23 protein-coding genes are annotated in these 21,703 nt (G+C 74.7%); 14 read left to right on the top strand and 9 right to left on the bottom strand.

Translation table 11 applies throughout. From position 1 onward, the window contains the following. Window positions 1-2: 2 nt before the first annotated feature. The 7 genes from IE109_RS13970 (at window position 3) to IE109_RS13940 (ending at window position 8,288) form a co-directional block, all read left to right on the top strand. Complete coding sequence (locus tag IE109_RS13970) at window positions 3-410, top strand: DUF3662 domain-containing protein (protein WP_189551152.1); 408 nt, start codon at window positions 3-5, stop codon at window positions 408-410. A 100-nt stretch (window positions 411-510) separates the two neighbouring features. Next, window positions 511-2,910, top strand: coding sequence for a SpoIIE family protein phosphatase (locus IE109_RS13965; RefSeq protein WP_189551151.1), 2,400 nt, complete (start codon window positions 511-513; stop codon window positions 2,908-2,910). Window positions 2,911-2,920: 10 nt separating this feature from the next. Beyond that, on the top strand, window positions 2,921-4,057 hold the full coding sequence (locus tag IE109_RS13960; RefSeq protein WP_189551150.1) for a sugar ABC transporter substrate-binding protein: 1,137 nt from the start codon (window positions 2,921-2,923) through the stop codon (window positions 4,055-4,057). Window positions 4,058-4,060: 3 nt separating this feature from the next. Next, window positions 4,061-4,846, top strand: a complete 786-nt coding sequence (locus IE109_RS13955) for an ATP-binding cassette domain-containing protein (RefSeq protein WP_189551149.1) — start codon at window positions 4,061-4,063, stop codon at window positions 4,844-4,846. Beyond that, window positions 4,846-6,114 (top strand): sugar ABC transporter permease, encoded by a 1,269-nt coding sequence (locus tag IE109_RS13950; RefSeq protein WP_189551148.1) that lies wholly within the window; start codon window positions 4,846-4,848, stop codon window positions 6,112-6,114. The genes IE109_RS13955 and IE109_RS13950 overlap by 1 nt, the downstream gene beginning before the upstream one ends. Window positions 6,115-6,175: 61 nt before the next feature. Then, window positions 6,176-6,652: a MarR family winged helix-turn-helix transcriptional regulator gene (locus tag IE109_RS13945; RefSeq protein ID WP_189551147.1), complete on the top strand. Its 477-nt coding sequence runs from the start codon at window positions 6,176-6,178 to the stop codon at window positions 6,650-6,652. A 46-nt stretch (window positions 6,653-6,698) separates the two neighbouring features. Then, window positions 6,699-8,288, top strand: coding sequence for an MFS transporter (locus IE109_RS13940; protein ID WP_189551146.1), 1,590 nt, complete (start codon window positions 6,699-6,701; stop codon window positions 8,286-8,288). A gap of 124 nt (window positions 8,289-8,412) precedes the next feature. Here the strand turns inward: IE109_RS13940 and IE109_RS13935 are convergent, their stop codons facing one another. The 4 genes from IE109_RS13935 to IE109_RS33145 all read right to left on the bottom strand — a co-directional run bounded on the left by IE109_RS13935 (window position 8,413) and on the right by IE109_RS33145 (window position 10,888). Beyond that, window positions 8,413-8,859, bottom strand: a complete 447-nt coding sequence (locus tag IE109_RS13935; protein ID WP_189551145.1) for a DUF4383 domain-containing protein — start codon at window positions 8,857-8,859, stop codon at window positions 8,413-8,415. A 215-nt stretch (window positions 8,860-9,074) separates the two neighbouring features. Continuing rightward, a complete protein-coding gene (locus IE109_RS13930; RefSeq protein WP_189551144.1) occupies window positions 9,075-9,413 on the bottom strand; it encodes a DUF3140 domain-containing protein in 339 nt (112 codons plus the stop codon). A 331-nt stretch (window positions 9,414-9,744) separates the two neighbouring features. Beyond that, on the bottom strand, window positions 9,745-10,437 hold the full coding sequence (locus IE109_RS13925) for a type 1 glutamine amidotransferase domain-containing protein (RefSeq protein ID WP_189551143.1): 693 nt from the start codon (window positions 10,435-10,437) through the stop codon (window positions 9,745-9,747). A gap of 94 nt (window positions 10,438-10,531) precedes the next feature. Beyond that, complete coding sequence (locus IE109_RS33145; RefSeq protein ID WP_229891001.1) at window positions 10,532-10,888, bottom strand: hypothetical protein; 357 nt, start codon at window positions 10,886-10,888, stop codon at window positions 10,532-10,534. Window positions 10,889-11,059: 171 nt separating this feature from the next. Between IE109_RS33145 and IE109_RS13915 the strand changes: the two genes are divergently transcribed. Continuing rightward, the gene (locus tag IE109_RS13915) at window positions 11,060-11,335 is read left to right on the top strand and encodes a DUF1876 domain-containing protein (RefSeq protein WP_189551142.1); all 276 of its coding nucleotides are present in this window, start codon (window positions 11,060-11,062) and stop codon (window positions 11,333-11,335) included. Between the two features lie 429 nt (window positions 11,336-11,764). Here IE109_RS13915 and IE109_RS13910 read toward each other — a convergent pair whose 3' ends face one another. After that, the gene (locus IE109_RS13910; protein ID WP_189551141.1) at window positions 11,765-12,169 is read right to left on the bottom strand and encodes a ChaB family protein; all 405 of its coding nucleotides are present in this window, start codon (window positions 12,167-12,169) and stop codon (window positions 11,765-11,767) included. A gap of 180 nt (window positions 12,170-12,349) precedes the next feature. Here IE109_RS13910 and IE109_RS13905 point away from each other — a divergent pair, with 180 nt between their 5' ends. The 3 genes from IE109_RS13905 (at window position 12,350) to IE109_RS13895 (ending at window position 14,273) form a co-directional block, all read left to right on the top strand. Beyond that, a complete protein-coding gene (locus IE109_RS13905; protein WP_189551140.1) occupies window positions 12,350-12,799 on the top strand; it encodes an SRPBCC family protein in 450 nt (149 codons plus the stop codon). A 309-nt stretch (window positions 12,800-13,108) separates the two neighbouring features. Next, complete coding sequence (locus IE109_RS13900; protein WP_189551139.1) at window positions 13,109-13,528, top strand: DUF6153 family protein; 420 nt, start codon at window positions 13,109-13,111, stop codon at window positions 13,526-13,528. Between the two features lie 91 nt (window positions 13,529-13,619). Beyond that, entirely contained in the window at window positions 13,620-14,273 is a 654-nt protein-coding gene (locus IE109_RS13895) for a DUF305 domain-containing protein (RefSeq protein WP_189551138.1), read from the top strand. A 69-nt stretch (window positions 14,274-14,342) separates the two neighbouring features. Here the strand turns inward: IE109_RS13895 and IE109_RS13890 are convergent, their stop codons facing one another. Then, window positions 14,343-15,428 (bottom strand): ABC transporter permease, encoded by a 1,086-nt coding sequence (locus tag IE109_RS13890; RefSeq protein WP_189551137.1) that lies wholly within the window; start codon window positions 15,426-15,428, stop codon window positions 14,343-14,345. Window positions 15,429-15,565: 137 nt separating this feature from the next. Between IE109_RS13890 and IE109_RS13885 the strand changes: the two genes are divergently transcribed. Together IE109_RS13885 and IE109_RS13880 are read left to right on the top strand one after the other, a co-directional pair. Next, entirely contained in the window at window positions 15,566-15,916 is a 351-nt protein-coding gene (locus IE109_RS13885; protein ID WP_189551136.1) for an STAS domain-containing protein, read from the top strand. 5 nt (window positions 15,917-15,921) lie between these two features. Next, complete coding sequence (locus tag IE109_RS13880; RefSeq protein WP_189551135.1) at window positions 15,922-16,887, top strand: anti-sigma factor RsbA family regulatory protein; 966 nt, start codon at window positions 15,922-15,924, stop codon at window positions 16,885-16,887. A gap of 218 nt (window positions 16,888-17,105) precedes the next feature. Here the strand turns inward: IE109_RS13880 and IE109_RS33715 are convergent, their stop codons facing one another. Further along, window positions 17,106-18,095, bottom strand: a complete 990-nt coding sequence (locus IE109_RS33715; protein WP_268251474.1) for a DUF6777 domain-containing protein — start codon at window positions 18,093-18,095, stop codon at window positions 17,106-17,108. A 415-nt stretch (window positions 18,096-18,510) separates the two neighbouring features. Here IE109_RS33715 and IE109_RS13870 point away from each other — a divergent pair, with 415 nt between their 5' ends. After that, on the top strand, window positions 18,511-19,824 hold the full coding sequence (locus IE109_RS13870; RefSeq protein WP_268251473.1) for a streptophobe family protein: 1,314 nt from the start codon (window positions 18,511-18,513) through the stop codon (window positions 19,822-19,824). A 9-nt stretch (window positions 19,825-19,833) separates the two neighbouring features. Here the strand turns inward: IE109_RS13870 and IE109_RS13865 are convergent, their stop codons facing one another. Continuing rightward, window positions 19,834-20,787 (bottom strand): serine/threonine-protein kinase, encoded by a 954-nt coding sequence (locus IE109_RS13865; protein WP_189551133.1) that lies wholly within the window; start codon window positions 20,785-20,787, stop codon window positions 19,834-19,836. Further along, entirely contained in the window at window positions 20,787-21,701 is a 915-nt protein-coding gene (locus IE109_RS33135; protein WP_229890999.1) for a hypothetical protein, read from the bottom strand. Before IE109_RS33135 ends, IE109_RS13865 begins: the two co-directional genes overlap by 1 nt. Window positions 21,702-21,703 lie beyond the last annotated feature (2 nt).

The following is a 21,703-nucleotide window of genomic DNA, read 5'->3' as shown; positions in this document are numbered from 1 at the left end:
ACATGGCGAAGGGAACCCTGACACGCTGGGAACGGGCCCTGGAGCGCTGGCAGAGCGCCCTGGTCTCCAAGGTGGTCCGGCACGAGCCGGTCGAGCTGCTGGACGCGCTGCGCCGCGAGTGCGACGAGCACGCCGTGGTGTGCAGCGGGACCAGAGTGGTCGTGCCGAACGCGTACGAGGTCGAGCTGGCGGCCGGCGTCCACGACCAGCTGCTGCGGCACGGCGGCGGGGACGTTGGGCAGGCCCTTACCGACGCCCTGGCCCGCCACGGCGAGAGCCGCGGCTACGAGTGGGCGGGACCGCTGACCGTACGCGTCACCGCGGCCGCCCGCCCGGCCGGCGACCCCTACCGGGTCTGCAGCAGCCCGATGCCGCACGTCCGCGCCGACAGGTTCCCCGCGGCCGGATGACGGGCTGACTGGCTGCAGGTACCCGGGAAGCGCAGCATGGAAGAGGCGACGGACGGCGCCGCACGCTGATGACTTCCCGGGTACGGAGGCGGTGCACCCCTTGAGCGGGCAGATCTTCGCGACCTGCGGGGTGGAGTTCGCCGCTGTCTACGTGCCGTCCGACGACATCGACGAGCTGCGGCTCGCCGAGGTCGCCGGGGACTCCCGCGGCCGGTACGACCTGCCACCGGCGTACGCCCTCTCCGGGCGCTCGGCGGTGGCCGACGCCTGCCGAGCGGGCCGCCCGCTGTGGCTGACCTCCGAAGAGCTCGCCCCCGACGGGACGGCCGGCCCGGTGTCGCTGGGCGCGCTCCCGCTGGGCGGCGACCCGCTCCTGCTGGGCTGCCTGCTCGTGGTCCGCAAGGACGGCGACGGCTTCGACGCCGATCAGCGGGCCTTCCTGGAGCTGTACGCCGACCAGGCGGCGGCCGGCCTGGAGGCCGCCGCCGCCCGGATCGCCCCGCCCGTCGACACCGGCTCACCCGGCCCCGCCCTGCTGCCGCTGCGGGGCGGCACCTTCGCGCTGACCCTGCGGACCGGCCGCATGGACGTGGACGGGCAGGTGCTGCACCTCCTCGGGGTGGCCCCCGCGGACTTCGACGGACATGTCACGACCCTCCTGGAGTGCGCCGTCCCGGACGACGTCCCGGCGCTCATGTCGATCGTCGAACCCGACCGGGCGGCCGGTCCCCGGCAGCTGGCGTTCCGCGTCCGCCGGCCGGGCGGCGAGCTGCGCTGGCTGGGGCTGCGCTGCCGCGTCCTGCCGGCGGCCGACGGACGGCCCGAGCGCGTCCTCGGAGTGGTGGGCGACGCCTCCTACCTGCGCCCCACCCCCGACGAGGTGTCCCTGGTGCAGCGGCTGTCCGCCGCGCTGGCCGGCGCCACGACCATCCGCGACGTCAGCAGGGTGGTCGTCGAGTCCTTGCGCGCCCCGCTCGCCGCCAGCCGCGTCGCGGTCGCCGAACTGGAGGGCGACCGGCTCGTCGTCACGCTGCTCGACCCGCCGGACCCCGACGCCTGGCCCGGGGTGTGGCGCTCCGAGTGGCGCTCGGAGTGGCCCGACGCGTCCTGCCACACGCTGCCCACCCTGGAGGGCGCCCTGCGCGAGGGCCATGTGGCCCTGTGGCCGCCGGGCACCCCCCTCGAACCCGGCCTCGCCGGCATCGGACCCGGCGGCCTCGCCGTCCTGCCGCTGCCGGCGGAGGGCCGGATGGTCGGCGTGTGCCTCGTCGGCTGGGACGGCGAGCACCGCTTCGGCCCCGAGGAGCGCTCCCTGCTCACGGCGACCGCCGGCCTGGTGGGCCAGGCCCTCACCCGCGCCCACGCCCTGAACGCCGGGCACGAACTCGCCACGATGCTCCAGCGCAGCCTCCTGCCCCGCAAGCTCCCCCAACTGCACGGCGGGGAGGCCGTCGCCCGTTACCTGCCGGCGACGGTCGGCCTGGAGGTGGGCGGTGACTGGTACGACGTCATCCCGCTCGCCGACGGGCACGTGGCACTGGTCATCGGCGACGTCCAGGGGCACAGCGCCGGCGCCGCCACGATCATGGGACAGATGCGTACCGCGATCCGCGCCTACGCGGTCGAGGGCCACCCGCCCGACGTCGTCGTGGCCCACGCCAACCGGCTCCTCGTCGGCATGGAGACCGACCTCTTCGCCACCTGCTGCTACGTCGACCTCGACATGGAGGAGGGTCTGGCCTGGATCGTCCGGGCCGGGCACCTGCCGCCGCTGCTGCGCCTGCCGGACGGCACCACGGAGGCGATCGAGGTCGAGGGCGGCCCCCCGCTGGGCGTCATGGCGGACGCCGAGTTCCCGCTGACCGAGGCCGGGCTCGCCCCCGGGGCGCTCATCGCGCTGCTCACCGACGGGCTGGTGGAGTCGGCGAGCCTGACCCTGGAGGACGGGATGCGCGCCGTCTGCCGCGTCCTGCGCGGGGCCGACCCGGCCGATCCCGGGCGCGTCGCCGACGAACTCGTCGCGGGCACCCGCCGGCGCGACGACGACGTGGCGGTGCTGCTGCTGCGCTACGACGGGACACGGGTCCGCCCGCTACGCGCCCGCTGGGCGGTGTGGCGGCTGCCCGACGCCGTCATGCACGCCCGGCGCTTCACGGCCCGCACCCTGCGCGCCTGGGGGGTGACCGAGGAGGTGGACGTGGCGCTGCTGGTGGTCTCCGAACTGGTGACGAACGCCGTCGCGCACACCCAGGGGGAGGTGAGGCTCGACCTGACCCTGACGGCGGACCGGCTGCGCGTCGCCGTGAACGACGCCTCGCCCCGCGCCCCCGTCAAGTCCGCCGGCATGGACTGGGAGGCCACCGGCGGCCGGGGGCTCCTGCTCGTCGAGGCGATGTCGACGGCCTGGGGCTCCGTGCCGCTCGGCGGCGGCAAGCAGGTGTGGTGCGAGGTCGCCCTGTCGCCGCGTGAGCGGAGCGGCGGAGGGCGGAGGGACGAGTGAGGTGAGCGCGATGGACAAGCCGCACCGGATCCGGAGGCGAGAGCGGCGCCGTCGCCGGGCCGTGCCCGCGGCCCTCGCGGCGGCCGGGCTGGCCCTCACCGCCGGGCTCACCGCCTGCGGGAACGCCGCCGAAGTACGCGAGCCGGGTACGCGGGTCGCCCGGGACGGCCGGTCGATCGGGCTGCTGCTCCCCGACAACACCGACCGTTTCGACACCTTCGACCGGCCCCTGATCGAGCGGCGGATCGCCGAGCTGTGCCGCGAGTGCCGGGTGGAGTTCGCCAGTGCCCAGGCCGATGTGGCGACCCAGCAGCAGCAGGTCGACGCGATGATCACCAAAGGGGTCCGGGTGCTGGTCCTGGACGCCGTGGACTCCCGGTCGCTGCGCTCGTCGGTCGAACGGGCGAGGGAGGCGGGCATCGAGGTCGTCGCCTACGACCGGCTCGTGGAGGGCCCGGTCTCCGCGTACGTCTCCTTCGACGGCGAGCAGGTCGGGCGGCTCCAGGGCGAGGCGCTGCTGCGCGCCCTCGGCGACGACGCCCGGGGCGGGCAGATCGTGATGATGAACGGTGCCGCCACCGACCCGAACTCGGCGTCGTTCAAGAAGGGCGCGCTCGCCCCCCTCCGGGGCAAGGTCACCATCGGGAAGGCGTACGACACGGCCGAGTGGCGCCCGGTGAACGCCCACATCAACATGTCCGGTGCCATCGCCTCCCTGGGCGCCGACAACATCGACGGGGTGTACTCCGCGAACGACGGCCTCGCCGCCGGGGTCGTCTCGGCCCTGAAGTCGGCCGGGATCCGGCCGCTGCCGCCGGTGACCGGGCAGGACGCGGAGCTCGCGGGAATCCAGCGGATCGTCGCGGGCGACCAGTACATGAGCGTCTACAAGCCGTTCCGCCTGGAGGCCCGCGCGGCAGCGGAGATGGCCGTCGCGCTCGTCCGGGGCCAGGCGCCAAACCGCGTCGCCACCGGCACGGTGGACAGTCCCACCACCCGCGACATCCCTTCCGTGCTGCTCACACCGATCGCCGTGACGGCCGCCGACATCGAGGACACCGTCATCGCGGACGGGATGTACACGGTCGAACAGATCTGTGTCCCCAAGTTCGCCGCCGACTGCGAACGGGCCGGCCTGACCCCCTAGGACGTGGTTCACATGGCTGCACCGCCCCTGCTGGCGCTGAAGGGCATCTCCAAGCGGTTCGGCGCGGTGCGGGCGCTCGCCGGCATCGACCTGGAGGTCCGGGCCGGGGAGGTCGTCGCGCTGGTGGGTGACAACGGAGCCGGCAAGTCCACCCTCGTCAAGGTCGTCGCAGGGGTGGACCCGGCCGATCGCGGTGTCATCGCCTGGGACGGGCACCCCGTCCACATCGCCCGGCCGCACGACGCGCAGGCGCTCGGCATCGCGACCGTCTACCAGGACCTGGCGCTGTGCGACAACCTCGACGTCGTGGGGAACCTCTTCCTGGGCCGGGAGATCCACCGGATCGGCGTCCTGGACGAGGTGGAGATGGAGCGCCGCACCCTCGGCCTGCTCGACACCTTCTCCATCCGGATGCCCAGCGTGCGCGTCCCCGTCGCCTCGCTGTCCGGCGGCCAGCGGCAGACCGTCGCCATCTCCCGCTCCCTGCTGGGCGAGCCGCGCCTCGTCCTGCTCGACGAGCCGACCGCGGCGCTGGGCATCGAGCAGACCGCGCAGGTCCTCGACCTCGTCGACCGGTTGCGCGAACGGGGTCTGGGCGTCCTGCTCATCAGCCACAACATGGGGGACGTCAAGGCCGTCGCGGACTGGATCGCGGTCCTCCGCCTCGGCCGCAACAACGGGTTCTTCGACGTGACGACGACCTCCCACGAGCAGATCATCTCCTCCATCACCGGGGCCACCGACAACGCCGTCTCCCGGCGGGGCACCCACGAGTGGGAGGCGGGCTGATGAGCGGCCGCGGTGACGCCCGTGACCGTGGTGGCGGGGGCGGTGCCGGCGACCGCAGAGGCGCCGGTGACGGGAGTGGCGGTGGCGCTCGGGCGCCGCACCTGCGGACGTTCGGGGAGAGCCTGCGCAGCGGTGAGCTCGGCTCGCTGCCGGTCCTGCTGAGCCTGGTGTCGATCTGGCTCGTCTTCGTGGCCCTCGACGACAGCTTCCTCTCGCCCCGCAACCTGTCCAACCTGAGCGTGGACATCGTCGGCACCGGGCTGATCGCCGTGGGAGTGGTCTTCGTCCTGCTGGTCGGGGAGATCGACCTGTCGGTGGGTTCGGTCAGCGGCCTCGCGGCGGCCGTCTTCGCCGTGCTGAACGTCCACCACGGCATGCCGGAGGGCCTCGCCGTGCTGCTCGCCGTGGTCATGGGGGCGGCCATCGGGGCCCTGCACGGGTTCTTCTTCGCACGGGTCGGCGTGCCGGCGTTCGTGGTCACCCTGGCCGGGCTGCTGGGCTGGAACGGCCTGATGCTGTACGTCCTGGGCACGAGCGGCACCATCAACCTCGACGACGAGGGCCTGGTGGCGATGCTCACCGGCCACTACTTCCACGACGTGTCGGTCGCCTACGGGGTGGCGGCGCTCGGCACGGCCGGCTATCTCCTCGTCTCCCTGCGCGACGCCCGGCGCCGCGTCGCGGCGGGAGTGCCGTCCCGGTCGCGGGGCGGGATCGCCGTGCGCACCGCCGTCCTCGGCGCGGCGGCCTTCGCCACCGCGTTCGTGCTCAACCGGTTCCAGGGCCTGCCGCTCGCCCTGCTGCTGTTCATCGTCGTCCTGGTGGGCCTGGACCACGTCCTGCGGCGAACCACCTACGGGCGCATGATCTTCGCGATCGGCGGTGGCGTGGACGCCGCCCGGCGGGCCGGCCTGGGAGTGGTGTGGGTGCGGATCTCGGTGTTCGCGGTCTCGGGCACGATGGCCGCGGTCGGCGGGCTGTTCCTGGCGTCCCGGGTCACCTCGGCCGGCCAGTCCTCCGGCGGCGGCAACCTGCTGATGAACGTGATCGCGGCGGCGGTCATCGGCGGCACCAGCCTGTTCGGCGGCCGCGGCAGGGTCTGGTCCGCGCTGCTCGGGGTCCTGGTCATCCAGTCGATCGCCTCGGGCGTCGCGCTGCTGGGCATCCAGGCATCCGTGCAGTTCATGATCACGGGCGGGGTGCTGCTGGTGGCGGTGGTCATCGACTCCCTGTCGCGACGGGCGCAGAAGGCCCACGGCCGGGTCTGACGCCATGTCCGCCAGGTACCTATGTTGACATAGGTATGTAGACGTACCTAAGCTTGCCGGCATGCCCGCCTCCGACACGTCCGCGCAGGACACCGGCGACGTCGCCGCCCGGCTCGCCGCCGTCCTGCCCGTGCTCCAGCGGGCCCTCGACCGGCGCCTCGCCCAGGACTTCCCGCACCCCAGGCCGCCCGAGGGGCAGCTCGCCCTGCTGCGGCTGGTGGGGGAGCGGGACGGGATCACCGTGCGCGAGGCCGCCGACGTCCTGCTGATGAAGCCCAACAACGTGAGCGCCCTGGTCTCGCAGATGACCGCCGGCGGCATGCTGGAGCGCCGCCGGGACCCGGCGGACAAGCGCGTCGCGCACCTGCACCTCACGGCCGAGGCCCGCAGCCGCCTGGCGGCCGTCCGGGAGCTGTTCGACGGGTACGTCGCCGAGGCGCTGCACGCGCTGACGGACGGGGAGCGGGACGCCCTGGGCTCCGCCCTCGGCGCCCTGCACGGACTGGCGCGGCACCTCCACCCCGCCGCCGCCCGCTGAGACGGGCACCGTCCGTCCGCACCGCACCAGGAAGCACCCCACTCCCATGCCCTCCACCACCGTGGACCGCTCACCCCTGCCCGCGCACTCCACGCCCGCCGCCCCGGCCACCCCGCGAGGCCGCCGAGGCAACCCCTGGCTGACCCTGATCGCCGTCGCGTTCGGCCTGTTCATGGTCGGCCTGGACGGCTCCGTCGTCGCGATCGCCAACCCGGAGATCGGCCGCGACCTGCACGCCTCCACCGCCGACCTCCAGTGGGTCACCAACTCCTACCTGCTGGCCCTGGCCGCCGCGCTGATCCTCGGCGGCAAGCTGGGCGACCGCTTCGGACGGCGCACGTACTACCTGATCGGCGTCGCCGGCTTCACCTGCGCCTCCGTCGCCATCGGCCTGGCCGGCTCCATCGAGGGCGTCATCGCCTTCCGGGCGGCCCAGGGCTTCTTCGGCGCGCTGCTGATGCCCAACACCCTCGGTCTGCTGCGGGCGGTGTTCCCGCCGAAGAAGTTCGGCATGGCCGTCGGCATCTGGGCCATGGTGTCCTCCGTCTCCACCGCGCTCGGCCCCATCGTCGGCGGACTGCTCGTCGAGCACGTCACCTGGGAGTCGGTCTTCTACATCAACGCCCCCATCGGCGTCCTCGCGCTCGCCTTCAGCGCCTTCGTCCTCCCGCAGAGCAAGAGCCCGGAGGGCCGCCACCGCTTCGACGTCCCCGGCGTGGTCCTGCTGGCGCTCGGCCTGCTCGTCGTGGTCTTCGGCGTCGTCAAGGGCGAGACATGGGGCTGGGCCTCCGGGTCGACCTTCGCCACGCTCGCCGCCGGACTCGTCGTCCTGGTGGTGTTCGGCTGGTACGAGACGCGCGTCGCGCACCCGCTGCTGCCGATGCGGCTGTTCCGCAGTCCCGCGCTGACCATCGGCACGGTCATCACCGCCGTCAACTTCTTCGTGCTCCTCGGCGTGATCTTCTTCGTCATGCTGTACCTGCAGAACGTCCGCGGCTTCAGCCCCGTCGAGGCGGGCGTGCGCACCCTGCCCCTGAGCCTCGCCTCCGTCGTCGCCTCGCCGCTGGGCGCCAAGCTCACGGAGCGGTTCGGCGCCCGCCTGACGATGCCGCTCGGGATGGCCCTCCAGGCCGGGGCCTCGTTCGGGCTGCTCGGCTGGGGGGTGCACTCCTCGTACGCCGCGATGTGGCCGCCCTTCATCGCGCTCGGCCTCGGCGTCGGCATGGTGATGGCGGCCTCCTCCGACGCCATCGTCGGCAGCGCCCCGGTCGCGGACGCCGGTGTGGCCGGCGGCCTCCAGGCCACCGCGCTCCAGGTGGGCGGCGCGCTCGGCACCTCGGTGCTGGTGTCCCTCATCAGCAGCCGGGTCGGCTCCACGCTCACCGGCGAACTCACCGGCTCCGGCGTACCCGCGCCCCTCGCCGCGCGGCTGCACGAGGCCGAGGACGCGGTGTCGATGGGTGTCGCCCCGGTGGGCGGGGACATGTCCGCACAGCTGAGGGCCGCCGTCGTCGAGGGCAGCGGCCAGGCGTTCATGAACGGCGTCCACACCGCCGCCCTCGTCACCGGTGTGCTGTGCGCGGCGGGCGCCGTCCTGGCCGCGGTCGGCGTACGGCGGGGCGAGCCGCGCGACTGACCCGGACCGCGCGAGGGAAGGACCCGCGCCCCGGAGCCGGGCCCGGAGCGCCGGCGCGGCGAACCCGCCGGGCCGGCGCCGCGGCGCGGGCGGACGAACCTGGACGCCGGCCCGCGCCGTCGCGTCAGCGGACCGCTCGGCGGCGGCCCAGCAGGTAGCCGAGGGCGATCATGGTGACCCCCAGCGCGAAGTGCAGCCAGTTGGCGGCGGTGTTGAACGGTACGAAGTTGGCGCTGCTGTCGTGGTCGATGAACAGCCCGTACAGCCACAGCACCAGGTAGATCACGCCACCCACGATGAGGAAGGACCGGGCGGCCGAGGCCGTGCGGGCCATCGAGAGGCCGGCCAGGCCGAACAGGACGTGGACCAGGTTGTGCAGCACCGACACCTGGAACAAGCCCAGCAGCTTGGCCTCCGAGTCGTGCTCGGCGAACCGCAGCGAGTCGTAGTCGGTGGTGATCCCGGGGATGAACCCCAGCACGCCCAACAGAAGGAACACGGCACCCACCAGCAGCGCGGCCTGCTGCACGGGGGTCCGGGGGGTCGCGGCGGTACCACGCCTGCTGTTCATGATCAGGCTTCTCTCTCCCGGGGACGACCGCACCGGCCGCCCGGATCATCGCTTAAGGCGCGATTACCCCTGCTGATCCCCTTTATCCCGTTTTTACTCCGGCGTCCCACCCGCCTGGGCGCCGCGAGGGCGCGTCCGGGTGGGACGGCGGGGTGCCCGGCGGGGCGGCGGGGGCTCCATGACGGGGCGGCGGGTGCTCCCGGGTGGACGCCCGGTCACTTCGACGGGTCGTGGCCCCAGTTCATCAGGGAGTGGCGCCAGCGGGTGCCGGTGACGTCCCCCTCGGGGCGCTGCGCGAGGTGCCGGTGCACGTACCCCACGACCTTGCGCATGTGGGCCAGGTCGTCGTCCGTCAGATCCGGCTTCTTGGTGCGCAGCAGGTCGACGATGCGGCGCCCGGACGCGTGGCCGACGCTCTCACCGGAGCCGTCCGTCTGCCCGGCGCCGCGGGACTCCTCCGTACCCAGCCACTCCTCCAGCTCCCCGGCGGTCATGTTCACCGCCTCGTCGAAACGCCGCAGGGTCTCCTCCCGGTCGGTGCCGCCCCCGCTCATGAGCGGCGCCCGCCCTTGTCGCGCGGGGATCCGCAACGGTCCGCCGCGGTCCGGCCGGACGGGGCGCGCCCGGCCTCGTACCGTGATTCGTCCTTCGTCATGGGGGTCTTCCTTCCGCTCGCCTCACGGGGCCCGGCCGTGTGGGCTCCCCCCGGACCCTTCCCGCCGGGGCGCGCCCCCCGTCGCACGGTGGCGCCCGCCGGGGGAAGACCACCCCAATGCCGCAGCGGGTACGGGGGCCGCGCCGCCCGCCGGGGCCTTCCCGCGCGGCAGGCGGGCGCGTGCCCGCCGGGCGCCGGGCCGGCGGGCACAGCGGACGCCGCGCGAACGGCTACAGCAGCTTCAGCAGCTCGGCGGCCAGGGGTGCGGAGGAGGCGGGGTTCTGGCCGGTCACCAGGTTGCGGTCGACGACCACCTTCGGGGCCCAGGGCTCGCCCTCCTCGAAGCGGACGCCGATCTCCTCCAGACGGTCCTGGAGCAGCCACTTCGCCTTGTCGGCGAGGCCGCCCTGGACCTCCTCGGCGTTGGTGAAGCCGGTCATCCGGTAGCCCGCGAAGGGGTTGCCGCCGTCGTCCCCCCGGGCCGCGAGGAGCGCCGCCGGGCCGTGGCAGACCACGCCGAGCGGCCGGCCCGACGCCAGGGCGTCGACCAGCAGCCGGCCCGACTCGGCGTCGACGGCGAGATCCTCCATGGGGCCGTGGCCTCCGGGGTAGAACACCGCGGCGTACTCGTCGAGCTTCACGTCCGCCAGGGCCATCGGGTTCAGCAGCGCGGTGAAGGACGCGAGGCCCTTCGCCACGCGGTCGGCGTTCTCCTGGCCGCCGTTGACCTCGGGGGCGAGGCTCGCCCGGTCCACCGTCGGCACGACACCGCCGGGCGTGGCGACCACGACCTCGTGCCCGGCCGCCGTGAAGGCCTCGTACGGGGCGAGGGCCTCCTCGGCCCAGAAGCCGCTGGGGTGCTCGGTGCCGTCAGCGAGCGTCCAGTGGTCGGCGCCGGTCAGTACGAAAAGGATCTTCGACATGGTGTTTCTCCCAGGGTGTGCGGTCGATGCTCCGACCGTAGGCGGCACAGTGCGGAAGATCCAATGGGCAGGCCGATCGCAGCCATCGGTATTCCTATGCCTGCCGCGCGGGGTGCGCGGTGATCGACGCGACCGGCGCGGTCTCGCTCAGGTGTCCCACCTGGTGCCGTGCCCGCTCCGGCACGGTCGCCGGGGCGCCGGAGAGAGCCGCGGCGGGGGCGGGCGGTGCCGCCTTGCTCCGCTCGTCGGGGGCGTTCGCCACTGAGGACCAGGTACGCAGCCGGTGGCTGGCCGCGTCGTCCAGGCTCACCGGGGCGCCGCGCTGCTCGGCCAGCCGGCTCGCCTCCCGGCCCAGCGCCGCGATGTCGTCCCAGCGCAGCCGCAGTACCACGGCGACCTCCGCGCCACCGTCCTGGAGTCCTCGCACCGTCGGCTCGTCGCGCTCGTCCATCACCGCTCCTGTCGTTGCCGCAGAGACGTTTCACCGCCTAGTACGGAGGGTGTCCGCGCCCTGTTCAGCGCCCGGGCCGGAGCGGCCCTCACCGGCGCCTCCCCCGAACGGGCGTGCCCGCACCCGCGGGTGCACGCTGGAGGGGTGACGGAGTGACTGGAGGTGTGTGGGATGAAGACGATCGTCGGCTGGCACGTGGACATCGAGTTCACCGAGGACGAGGAGTCGGGCAGGACCCGCGCGGCCTGCCTGGTCAGGCTCCCGGACGGCACCGAAGTGCGCGCCCACGGCCACGCCAAGCGGCACCCCGGCGACAGCGACCAGCAGCGCGTCGGCGAGGAGATCGCTGCGGCCCGGTGTCTCAACGAGCTGTCGCGCAATCTGATGAAGAAGGCCGGGGGCGAGATCGAGGAGGTGACGCACATCCCGGCGCACCTCGTCATGTGAGCCCCGCGCGCGGGGGAGCGGGCGGGGTCGGCGGGTCCGGTCGAGGCGGCGACCCGCCGGGGCCGGTCGGCGACACGACGCCGCCGGGCGCCCATCCCGGGCGCGGCGCTGCGGGCCCACCTGGCCGGCCCGCGTTCCCGGCCCGCCGCAACACCCGGCACCACCCCGGGCGCCGCGGCGCCCGGCCCGCCACGGCAGCCGGCCCGACGCCGCCGCCCGGCGCGACCCTCGATCGTCTCCGGCCTGCCAGGGCCCGCGACCGGCCACGCCACCGGACGTCACGCGGCAGCGCACGTCGCCGCACGCCGCCGCCCCGGGCCCCCACCGCGCCGGGCACCGCCCTCGCGCTCGCCCTCGACGTGACACCCGCGCCCGTCGCCCGCACCGGCACCGGCACCCATGAGTCCCGCCCGCACCGGGGCCGGACGCTCAGGACGAACGGGCCTGCCGCGTGCGGGCCCTGTTCTCCTTGCGGACGGCCTCCAGCAGCTCCGCCCTGGAGATCCGGGACCGGCCGGCGATGTCCAGCCGCCCGGCGATCTCGTAGAGGTGCCGCTTGGTGGCGTTCTCGTCGACGCCCTCGCCACTGCGGCCGCCCCGCTGCCGGGGCCGGGCCGCCAGCGGGTCCGACGGGCCCTTGCGACCACCCTCCTTGCGCTCCCAGTGGTCGCCCACCTTCTCGTGCGTGTGCTTCAGGGCGCTGTACGCGACCCGGTGCGCCCGCTCGCCCTCGCCGTACTCCCCGACCGCCGAGTCGTGGGCCTTGACCCAGGTGCGCCGCGCGCTGTCCGGTGAGCGCCGCAAGGTCGAGGGCAGCTCCTGCTCTCCCGGCATGTTCCTCACCTCCCTGCCGTGCCCCCGCGCGACGGGTGTCCGTGCGTGGCCGGGACGAACGGGCCCGAACGAAGGGCCATGACCTTGGGAGTCGGGGGCATACGAGGGCCCGAGGAACCGATGCGGTCGATGCCCGGCGTACGGCCGGGCGGTCGGAACCAGGGAAGGACGCAACAGCACATGTCGCAGGTCGAGGAATCCATCGAAGTCCGCGTGCCGGTGCGCGCCGCCTACAACCAGTGGACGCAGTTCGAGACCTTTCCGCAGTTCATGGAGGGCGTGGAGCGCATCGAGCAGCGCACCGAGACCCTCACCCACTGGGTGACCCAGGTGAACGGCGCGGCGCGGGAGTTCGACGCCGAGATCACCGAGCAGATCCCGGACGAGCGGGTCGCCTGGACCACCGTCGGCGGTGAGGCGAAGCAGGCCGGTGTGGTGACCTTCCACCGCATCGACGACACGACCACGAAGGTGATGCTCCAGATGGACTTCGAGCCCGAGGGGCTCACCGAGACCGTCGGCGACAAGCTCGGGTTCGTCAAGCGGCAGGTCACCGGCGACCTCAAGCGGTTCAAGTCCTTCATGGAGTCACGCGGTACGGAGACCGGGGCCTGGCGCGGCCAGGTCTGAGGTACGCACGGGGTCGCCGGTACGCACGGGGTCGCCCAGGGCAGGCCCGGGTGGTGAAGAACCACGCCGTCCGGGAGCCGCCCGTCCCCGCGCTCCGGGGCCGGACAGGTGACGGCGCGCCGTGTCCGGGCCCTGCCTGCCGGGGCGTGGGGCGCCACGGTGGCACGGTGGCCCCGTTAACTCCAAGCGCCCCCGAGGGGTTGCTGGGCCGGGCCCCCGGACGGGCGACCGTCCGGGGGGCCCCGGTCTGTCCACAGGTGCCCGGCTCCCTACGGCGCGCCCGACACGAGGGCCCTTACGATGGGCGCCATGAGCACCCGCCGGCACCCCCGCAGCGCACGCCCCCCGGCGTACCGGAAAGCGCTGCTGATCCTGGCCGTGCTGGCCGGGGTGCTCGCCATGCACGGACTGGCGCCCGGCACGGCCGTCCCCGCACACGCCGGGGGACACGCCCACGCCGGGCCGGCGGCCCACCTACGGCCGGCGGCCCACGTCACGGGTGACGCCTGCGAGCACGTCGACGCCGACCGCGACGGGGCGGGCCACGCCCGGCACGCGGACTCCACCTGCGCGGCCGCCGGGGTGTCCGGCGCACCCGCACAGCCGACCCTGCCCGCCGGCACCGTCCCGGTGGCGGACGGCACCGCGCCCCCCGCCCGCCCGGCCGGCGCGACGGCGCCCGGCCGCGCTCCGCCCGACCTGGCCCAGCTGCAACTCCTGCGCATATAGGGACGCCCGCGCGGCGCACCGTCCTCCCCGAGGGCGGCCGGCGCCGCGCCCGTGAGCCCTTCCACCACGCGTACGAGGAGTCGCACCACCCATGACCGCACGACGTCTTTCCCCCGCCCGTACGGCCGCCGTCACCGCCGCCGCCGTCACCGCCGCACTCGCCCTCACCGCCTGCGGCGGCACCGACGACGCGGAGCCGTCCCGCCACTCGGGCCACGGCAGCGCGCCGTCCGCCTCCGCGCCGGCCACCGCCGGCCAGGGCGCGCACAACGCCGCCGACGTGGCCTTCGCGCAGGGGATGATCCCTCACCACCGCCAGGCCGTCGACATGGCGGACATGGCGCGGGACCGGGCCTCCGCCACGGAGGTCAAGGAGCTGGCCGCCGCGATCAAGAAGGCGCAGGGCCCCGAGATCCGGACCCTGAGCGGGTGGCTGACCACCTGGGGCGAGCGGGTTCCCGCCGAGGACGCCTCCGCCGGCCACTCGGCCCACGCCGGTCACGGCGACGGCATGACGGGGATGATGACCGAGCAGGAGATGGAGCAGCTGGAGCGGTCCTCGGGCAGGGCCTTCGACACGGCGTTCCTGAAGCTGATGGTCAAGCACCACGAGGGCGCGGTGGCGATGGCGAGGACCGAGCGGGACAAGGGCTCCTACCCGCCCGCCAAGGCCATGGCCACGGACATCGTCGCCTCCCAGTCCGCCGAGATCGCCCGGATGAAGAAGCTGCTCGGCGCGGACTGACCCCGCGCCCGGCCCGGCGACGGCACCGCTGTCACGGCGCTCCGTCGCCGGGCGCCCGGCCGGGGAGGGTCAGGCCGCGTGCGCCGGAACCCGGTCGCGGCCGCCCGGGTGGCGGTGGCGCCAGAACCAGAACACGGCACAGGACACCAGCGCCCACCCGCCCAGCACCGCGAACGGGAACAGGTGCTGGTGTCCGCCGAAGTACACGGCCGTGTGCTGGGCGTTGACCGACGCCCCGGGCGGCAGCCAGCGCCCGACGTGCCCGAGTGCCGACGGCAGCAGCGGCCAGGAGACGGCCCCGCCCGAGGAGGGGTTGCCCAGCAGCACCATCAGCCCCCAGGTCGGCAGCATCGCCCACCGCCCCATGAGCGTGTTGAACATGGTGAAGACCATCCCGGAGGTGAACATCGTCAGCGCGAGGATCAGCCAGGACTCCGCGAACGGCAGGTCCAGGGCGCCCAGCAGCCAGTCCACGGCCGCCGCGATCGCGAAGCCGCCGAGCAGCGCGTACGCCACGGTGAAGACGATCCGCTCGGCGGGGTCCAGCCCCCGCGCGTGCACGCTCAGCTGGATCGCCCCCACGAAGCCGATGATCACCGCGGCGAGCGAGATGTAGAACAGCGCGAGTCCCCGGGGGTCGCCCTTCTGGAGCGGCTTGATGTCCCGCACCACGACCGGCACGCCCGTCGTCCGGCCCACCTTCGTCCCGGCCTCGGCCAGCAGCTGTGCCACGGACGCCCCCGCGGCGCCGACCACGTCCAGCCGGACCCCCGAGCCGCCCGGACGGCCGGTGAGCACGGCGAAGACCTCCTGGTCGTCCACCGCGCGGCGCGCCTCGGCCGCGCCGTCGTACCGGCGCAGCTTCAGCGAGGCGTTCAGCGCCCGTTCCATGCCGTCGACGAACCTCGCGCCCTGCGCCGTGTCCACCGGCCCGACCACCGCCGTGGGGATGTGGCGCGGCGTCGGGTTGGCCATGGTGTACGTGTACGAGCCGGCGAACAGGGCGGCCGCCGCGGCCAGGATCAGCACCAGTACGGTGGCCGGCAGGAAGGGCGACGCCTTGAAGGACGCCCAGGTGTCGGCCGGCGTCGGCGGACGGCCGTGGGCCCCGTGGGACGGGCCCCGGGATTCCTTGGCATCATGCGTATCGGACATGCCGCCAGGCTAAAGCGAACATATCTGTCGAAAAGGTGAGAACGCGCGCGTGGAACCGGCGCAGGGGGAGGAACCGACTTCGTTCCCGGAGGCGAGGGCTGTACCGTCGGATGCGGGGCAGAGATCACGGAGGGACGATGGCGGTGCCGCACACCGAGGACGTGTCCGTGTCCGGGCATCCACGGCGCCCCTTGGTTTCCGACGAGTGCGGGCCCAAGGACTGCGTCCGGGTATCGGGGCAGGTCTACCTCGATACGCTCCCCGCCTGGGAGCGGCTCCTGGGCGACCTGGTGGACCGCGAGGGTGACATCCTCATGGACATGTCCGGGATCACCTTCGTCGACGTGGCCGGCGCGAGTTCGCTCGCGCGCACGGCGCAGTGCCTGCCGGACGGGCGGCGGCTGGTGATCCGCAAGCCGCCGGCCTCGCTGACGCGGGTGCTGGAGCTGTTCTGGCCGGAGCTGGTGGCAATCGAGGTGGTGGAGTGAGCGACATGGCGCCAACGGCCGAGCCGTTCACGCACCCTGCCCTGTTCTACGCGGACGAGACGGACTACCTCGCCGGGACGCTCCCCTTCGTCGAAGGGGGCCTTGCCGCCGGCGAGCCGGTCGCGGTCGCCGTTCCCGGGCAGAAACTGGCCCTGCTGCGCGAGGCGCTGGGCGGCGACGCCGACCGCGTGAAGCTGCTCGACATGGAGCAGGCGGGCCGCAACCCCGGCCGCATCATCCCGCGCGTCCTGCGCGGCTTCGCCGACGCCCACCCCGGCCGCCGCGTACGCATCATCGGCGAACCGATCTGGCAGGGCCGCACCGCCGGCGAGTACCCGGCCTGCGCACAGCACGAGGCACTGATCAACCACGCGTTCGCCGGGCGCGACGCGACCATCCTGTGTCCCTACGACACCGCGAAGCTGGACGAGGCGGTGCTGGCCGACGCCCGCGTCACCCACCCGGTGCTGATCGAGGACGGCGTCGAGCGGGCCAGCGACGCCTACGCCCCGGACCTGATCGTCAGCGGCTACAACCTCCCCCTGTCCCGCCCGCCGGGCGCGGCGCGGCTGGCCTACGACGCCGACCGGCTCCCCGACGCGCGCCATTTCGCGCTGGAGCGGGCGGGCCGGATGGGCCTGCCCGCCGACCGGCACGACGACGTGGCCCTGGCGGTGGCGGAGCTGACCACCAACAGCGTCGTCCACGGCGGCGGCGCCGGCACGCTGTGGGTGTGGGCCGAGGACGACCACCTGGTGTGCGAGGTGCGCGACCGCGGCCGGCTGACCGACCCCCTCGCCGGGCGCCGCCCGGCCCGGCCGGGCCAGATCGGCGGCCGGGGCCTGCTCCTGGTCAACTACCTCTCCGATCTCGTACGCGTCCACACCGGGGACGAGGGCACCACCGTCCGCTGCTATTTCCGGCTGCGCCGCCACGACCCCTCCTTCCGCGGGGTCCAGACGCCCGTGTGAACTCCCGCCGCCGGACGGCACGACCCCCGTCGCGGCGGCGCGGGACCGGCGGACGGCCCGCCGGAGCGGCGCGACGCCGAATCGCTGATCTCCCGAAACCCGCTGCTGAGCCCGAGCCTGGCCCGGTCCGTCCGCACGGCCGTGCCCGGTGGACGGAGCCCCGCCCCGCGCACGAACCCGCCCGGTGCCGAAAGGAGCACCGGGCGGGTTCGCGGCCGTCAGGACGCGGGCGCCGACGGGGCGGACGGCGGGCCGTCGCCGGGGGGCTGCTCGGCCGTCGTCTCACCGCCGGGTGGCTCGGGGGTCGTGCCCGTGCCCGTGTCCGTGTCCGTGTTCGTGTCCGGGGACCGCGGCGCGTCCGGCGTGTCCGGGCTCACCGGAGGCTCGGGGGGCTGGTCGCCGGGGGAGGACGGCGGCTTCGGCTTGGGTGAGGACGGGGGCGGGGACGTCGCGGTGTCGGTGGGGGCGATCGTCGGCGCCTCGGTCTTCCGGTCACGGTCGGCGTTGGAGTCACCGGGGCGGCGGGCGACCCACTCACCGCTGTCGATGTCGACGATGACGAAGACCTTCACCACCCGCGGGGCCGGCTTCACGACGACCGTGTTCGACATCCGGTAGCCGGGCCAGGGTGTGCCGACGGGACGTGGAGCGGTCTTGGTGATCACCGGCTCGCCGAGCGGATTGCCGCAGGCGCACCGGACGCGGGGCACCCCGCGGTTGTCGACCAGCACGGCGGTGCCGGCCTGGAGGACCGCCTGGTACGCGCGGGGCGCCCCGTCCCGGTACCCGTGGTTGGTCACCCAGGTGTCGGCCCGCAACCGCAGCGGCGTCAGCGCCCGCAGGTAGTCGGGCACCGTCGGCGGCTGGATGCGCAGGGCGTCGGCGAACGCCCGGTTCTTGGCCGGCTCCGCGGTCAGGTACTCGATCTGGCGCTCGACGTCGCAACTCGCCGTGTTCTTGGTGCCGCCGTACAGGCCGCGCCGGGCCCCGTCGTACTGCCGGACGGCGTTGTCGCCGGGCGGGGGCGCGGTCGTGGGCACCTGCACCGAAGGGGAGGCCGGGTCGGCCGGCTCGCGCGCGGTGGAGTCCGTGAACGGGTCCGGGCCGGTGGCCGCGGCGTTCTGCAGGGAGATCGTCCCGCCCCCGCCACCACCCCCGCCCTCCTTGCCCCCGCCGCTCGGACGGGTCAGGACGACGGCCAGCACCACCGCGACGACGATCGCGGCGGCGGCGAGCGCGACGCGGGGGACGGAGCGCCACCATGGCCGGTCTCCGCCGCCCGGGCCGCCGGCGCCACCGCCGGCCCCGCCGCCCGGACCTCCCGGCCCGCCGGCCTGGTGCGAACCGCCGGACCCTCCTCCTCCGGGGGCGGAGGGAGGTGGCGGGCTGCCGGGAGGAGGCGTGGAGTGACCCGAGATGGGGCCCGCGGGAGGGCCGGTCGGGCGATCGGAGGGCGGTTGGGAAGTCACGTTTTTCCCTTTCTTCCGTTCCGCGCCCATTGTGTGCTCCCATCGGGTGCGGTACGCAAGCGGAGGGCGTCCGCCCGGTGACACGCCGCAGCCGTCCGGAGCCGTCCGGAGCCGTCCGCAGGCGGGCGTCCGTCGACGCGCTTACCGTGGCACCGTGATCCGCCAGGGACCCCACGCACCGAACCCCGCAGAGCCGCCCTCGGCCGGCGGCGCCCACAGCGCCGTACGCGACTGGGGCGACGCCCTCGTCGCCGTGCTCGCCCCGCTGGCAGCCATGGCCGTCGTGGCCGCCCTCGGCCTGTGGGCGGCCGGCGCCGCCGACCTGCCGGGCGGCGCGTTCCCGCGCGTCGTCGCCGCCGTCGTGGTCATCGCCGCCGGCGGCTCGGTGAGCGTCTCCGGCCAGGCCGGGGGTCTCGCCGGCACGGACGCGGAACTCACCCTCATGCCGCTGTCCGTCACCCTCACGGGCGCACTGGTGGCCGGCTGGTCCTTCCTGCGGCCGCTGCGGCACCGCGCCGTGGCCGGAACCGGCGAACTCCTCGCCCGCGTCGCCCGCACCGCCGTCCTGTGGCTCGCCGGGCTCGCCGCCCTGGCGGCCCTGGCCCGGCACAGCTTCTCCCTCGCGCCGCCCGGCTCACCCGTCGACGTCATCGGCGGGCTGCTCGACGCGACGCCCACCGTCGGCTTCCGCGCCGACGTCGGCCCCACCCTGCTGTTCGGCCTCGTCTGGCTGCTCGGCGTCCTCGCCATGGCCCTGCTGGTCTCGCGCCGCGCCCCGCTCCCCACCCGGCTGGTACGCCACCAGGAGGCGGTCCGTCCGGCCGCCTTCGCCATGCTGCTCCTGCTCCTCGCGTACGTCGTCATCGGCCTGGTCGCCGGCCTGTTCGTGGCGGCGACCAGGGGCCACGCCGCCGAGACGTTCGCCGTCGTCCTGCTGGGCCTGCCCAACGTCGTCTGGCTCGCCCTGGGCCTGGGCATCGGCGCGTCCTGGGAGGGCAGGGTCGAGGGCCCGTTCGGCCTGCCGATGCCGCAGGTCCTGGACGCGGCACTGCGCGGCCCGGAGGACACCACGCTGGACGTGGCCGCCCTCGCCCAGCACGACGGGCGGGCCTGGTGGCTCATCCCCGTCGCCGCCCTGCTGCTGCTGGCCGCCGCGTTCGCCATGGCGGTGCGCTCCCCGGCGGGTACCCGGCTGTGGCGGTACGCCCTCCACTTCGGCGTCGCCTTCGCGCTCACCATGCTCGCGGTCGCCCCCGTCACCCGGGTCGTCGCCCGGCTGGGCCTTTCGATCCTGGGCATCGTGGAGATCGACGACCTCGGCGGCCAGGTGGCGCTGCACCCGCACCTGTGGACCGCCGTCGGCCTCGCGCTGCTGTGGGGCCTGGTCGCCGGCCCCCTCGGCGGCCTGCTGGCTTCCCGCGTACGCCGGCGCGGCAGGGCCCCCACGCGGCCCGGCACCCCGGCCTGAGGCGTGTCCTCACCGCTCCCGGAACACCGGCAGCGCCCAGGCGGGCGGCGCGGGCGGCGGTAGCGCGGCGCCGGGGCCGCCCATCAGCGCGGCCCGCAGTTCGGCCACGAACTGCAGGCACGTGTCGTACCGCTCCTCCGGGGCCTTCGCCAGCGCCTTGCCCAGCACCGCGTCGACCGCCGACGGCAACCCCCGGCGCTCCTCGGTGAGCGGGGGCGGCGGGTCGTACTGGTGGGCCCAGAGCAGCGCCATGTCATCGTCCCGCCGGAACGGCGGCACCCCGGCCAGCGTCTCGTAGACCACGCACCCCAGGCTGTACACGTCGCACCGGCCGTCCACCGGGCGCCCCGAGATCTGCTCCGGTGCCACGTAGTCGAGCGTCCCGACGAACTGGCCCACACTGGTGAACCCGGTCAGGGACAGGGACTTCTTCGTCAGACCGAAGTCCGTGAGGTACACGTGCTCGGGGTGTTCGCTGTCGGTGCCCGGCGCGACCAGGATGTTGCCCGGCTTGACGTCCCGGTGCACCAGGTCGTGCGCGTGTGCCGCGTCCAGCGCCGACGCCACCTGCGCGGCGATCCGCCCCGCCTGCTCGGGCGGCAGCGGCCCCGCCCGGTCCAGCAGCGCCCGCAGGTCCTGCCCGGCGACGTACCGCATGGCGATGTACAGCACGCCCTCGGTCTCGCCCGCCTCGAACACCGGGACGATGTGCGGGTGGTCGATCGCGGCGGCCACCCGCGACTCGTGCGCGAACCGCTTGCGGAAGGTGTCGTTGCGGGCCAGCTCGGGAGCGAGGAGCTTCAACGCCACCGCGCGGTCCAGCCGCAGGTCGAGCGCCCGGTACACCACGGCCATGCCGCCCCGCCCGATCTCGCTCTCCACCCGGTAGTCCGCGATCCGCTTGCCGACCAGCCCGGAGGGCCGCCCGCCGGGCAGGTCGTCGCGGGTGACGCGGTCCGTCATCAGCCCTCACCCGTCCGGTCCGGCGGACCGTCCGCGTCGTCGTCATCGGGAGCCGTCCCGGCGGGAGCCACCTGGTCGACCACGCGGGTGGGTTCGGGGCCGGTGTCGGGTGTGGGTGCCTGGTCGACCACGCGGGTGGGTTCGGGGTCGGTGTCGGGTGTGGGTGCCTGGTCGACCACGCGGGTGGGTTCGGGGTCGGTGTCGGGTGTGGGTGCCTGGTCGACCACGCGGGTGGGTTCGGGGCCGGTGTCGGGTGTGGGTGCCTGGTCGACCACGCGAGTGGGTTCGTGACCCGCGGGCGCGTGCGGGCCCGGCACCGCGGTCGCACCCGCGGCTGGGGCGGCCACCGGCGGGGGCTCCTCGCCGACGGCCGGACCGGTCCCGGCGGCGGACGGGCCGGCCGAGGTGGCGTACGTACTCAGCCGCGCGCCGTCGCAGTACAGCCACCGCTCACGCCGCGCGTCGTACATCCACAGCGACTCGCCGTCCACGACGAGCCCGATCCGCAGACCCTGCGTCCGGCGCCGGAACACCTCACCGTCCGCGCGCCCCGCCGCCAGGTCCTCCGCCGCCAGCCGATAGCGGCTCACCGCCTCCTCGGCCCTGGCGAGCAGCGGACGCGGATCGGTGGCCGTGCCCATGGGCAGGCCCGCCGCCGGAGGGTCGGGCGGAACGGCCACCAGCAGCCGCCCGTCCACCCAGGCGGACCACCCGTTGGCGCACAGCACCCGGCCCCAGTCGCCCAGCCGCTCCAGCAGCAGCACGGGCAGGAACGGGTCCAGCGGCACCGTCGGACGGCCCGGATCCGGCGCCTCCCAGGCGGGCAGCCCCTCGGCCGGCACGACATGGCTGGGCCGGAAGCCGTCGTCCGGGGACTCGTACGCGCCGGAGGGGCCGGAGCCGGGAAAGACCATCG

The organism is Streptomyces lavendofoliae (assembly GCF_014649735.1).
GTDB classification, from domain to species: domain Bacteria; phylum Actinomycetota; class Actinomycetes; order Streptomycetales; family Streptomycetaceae; genus Streptomyces; species Streptomyces lavendofoliae.
The sequence above is the reverse complement of the archived record's forward strand: the minus strand, read 5'-3'. Positions and strand labels throughout refer to the sequence as shown.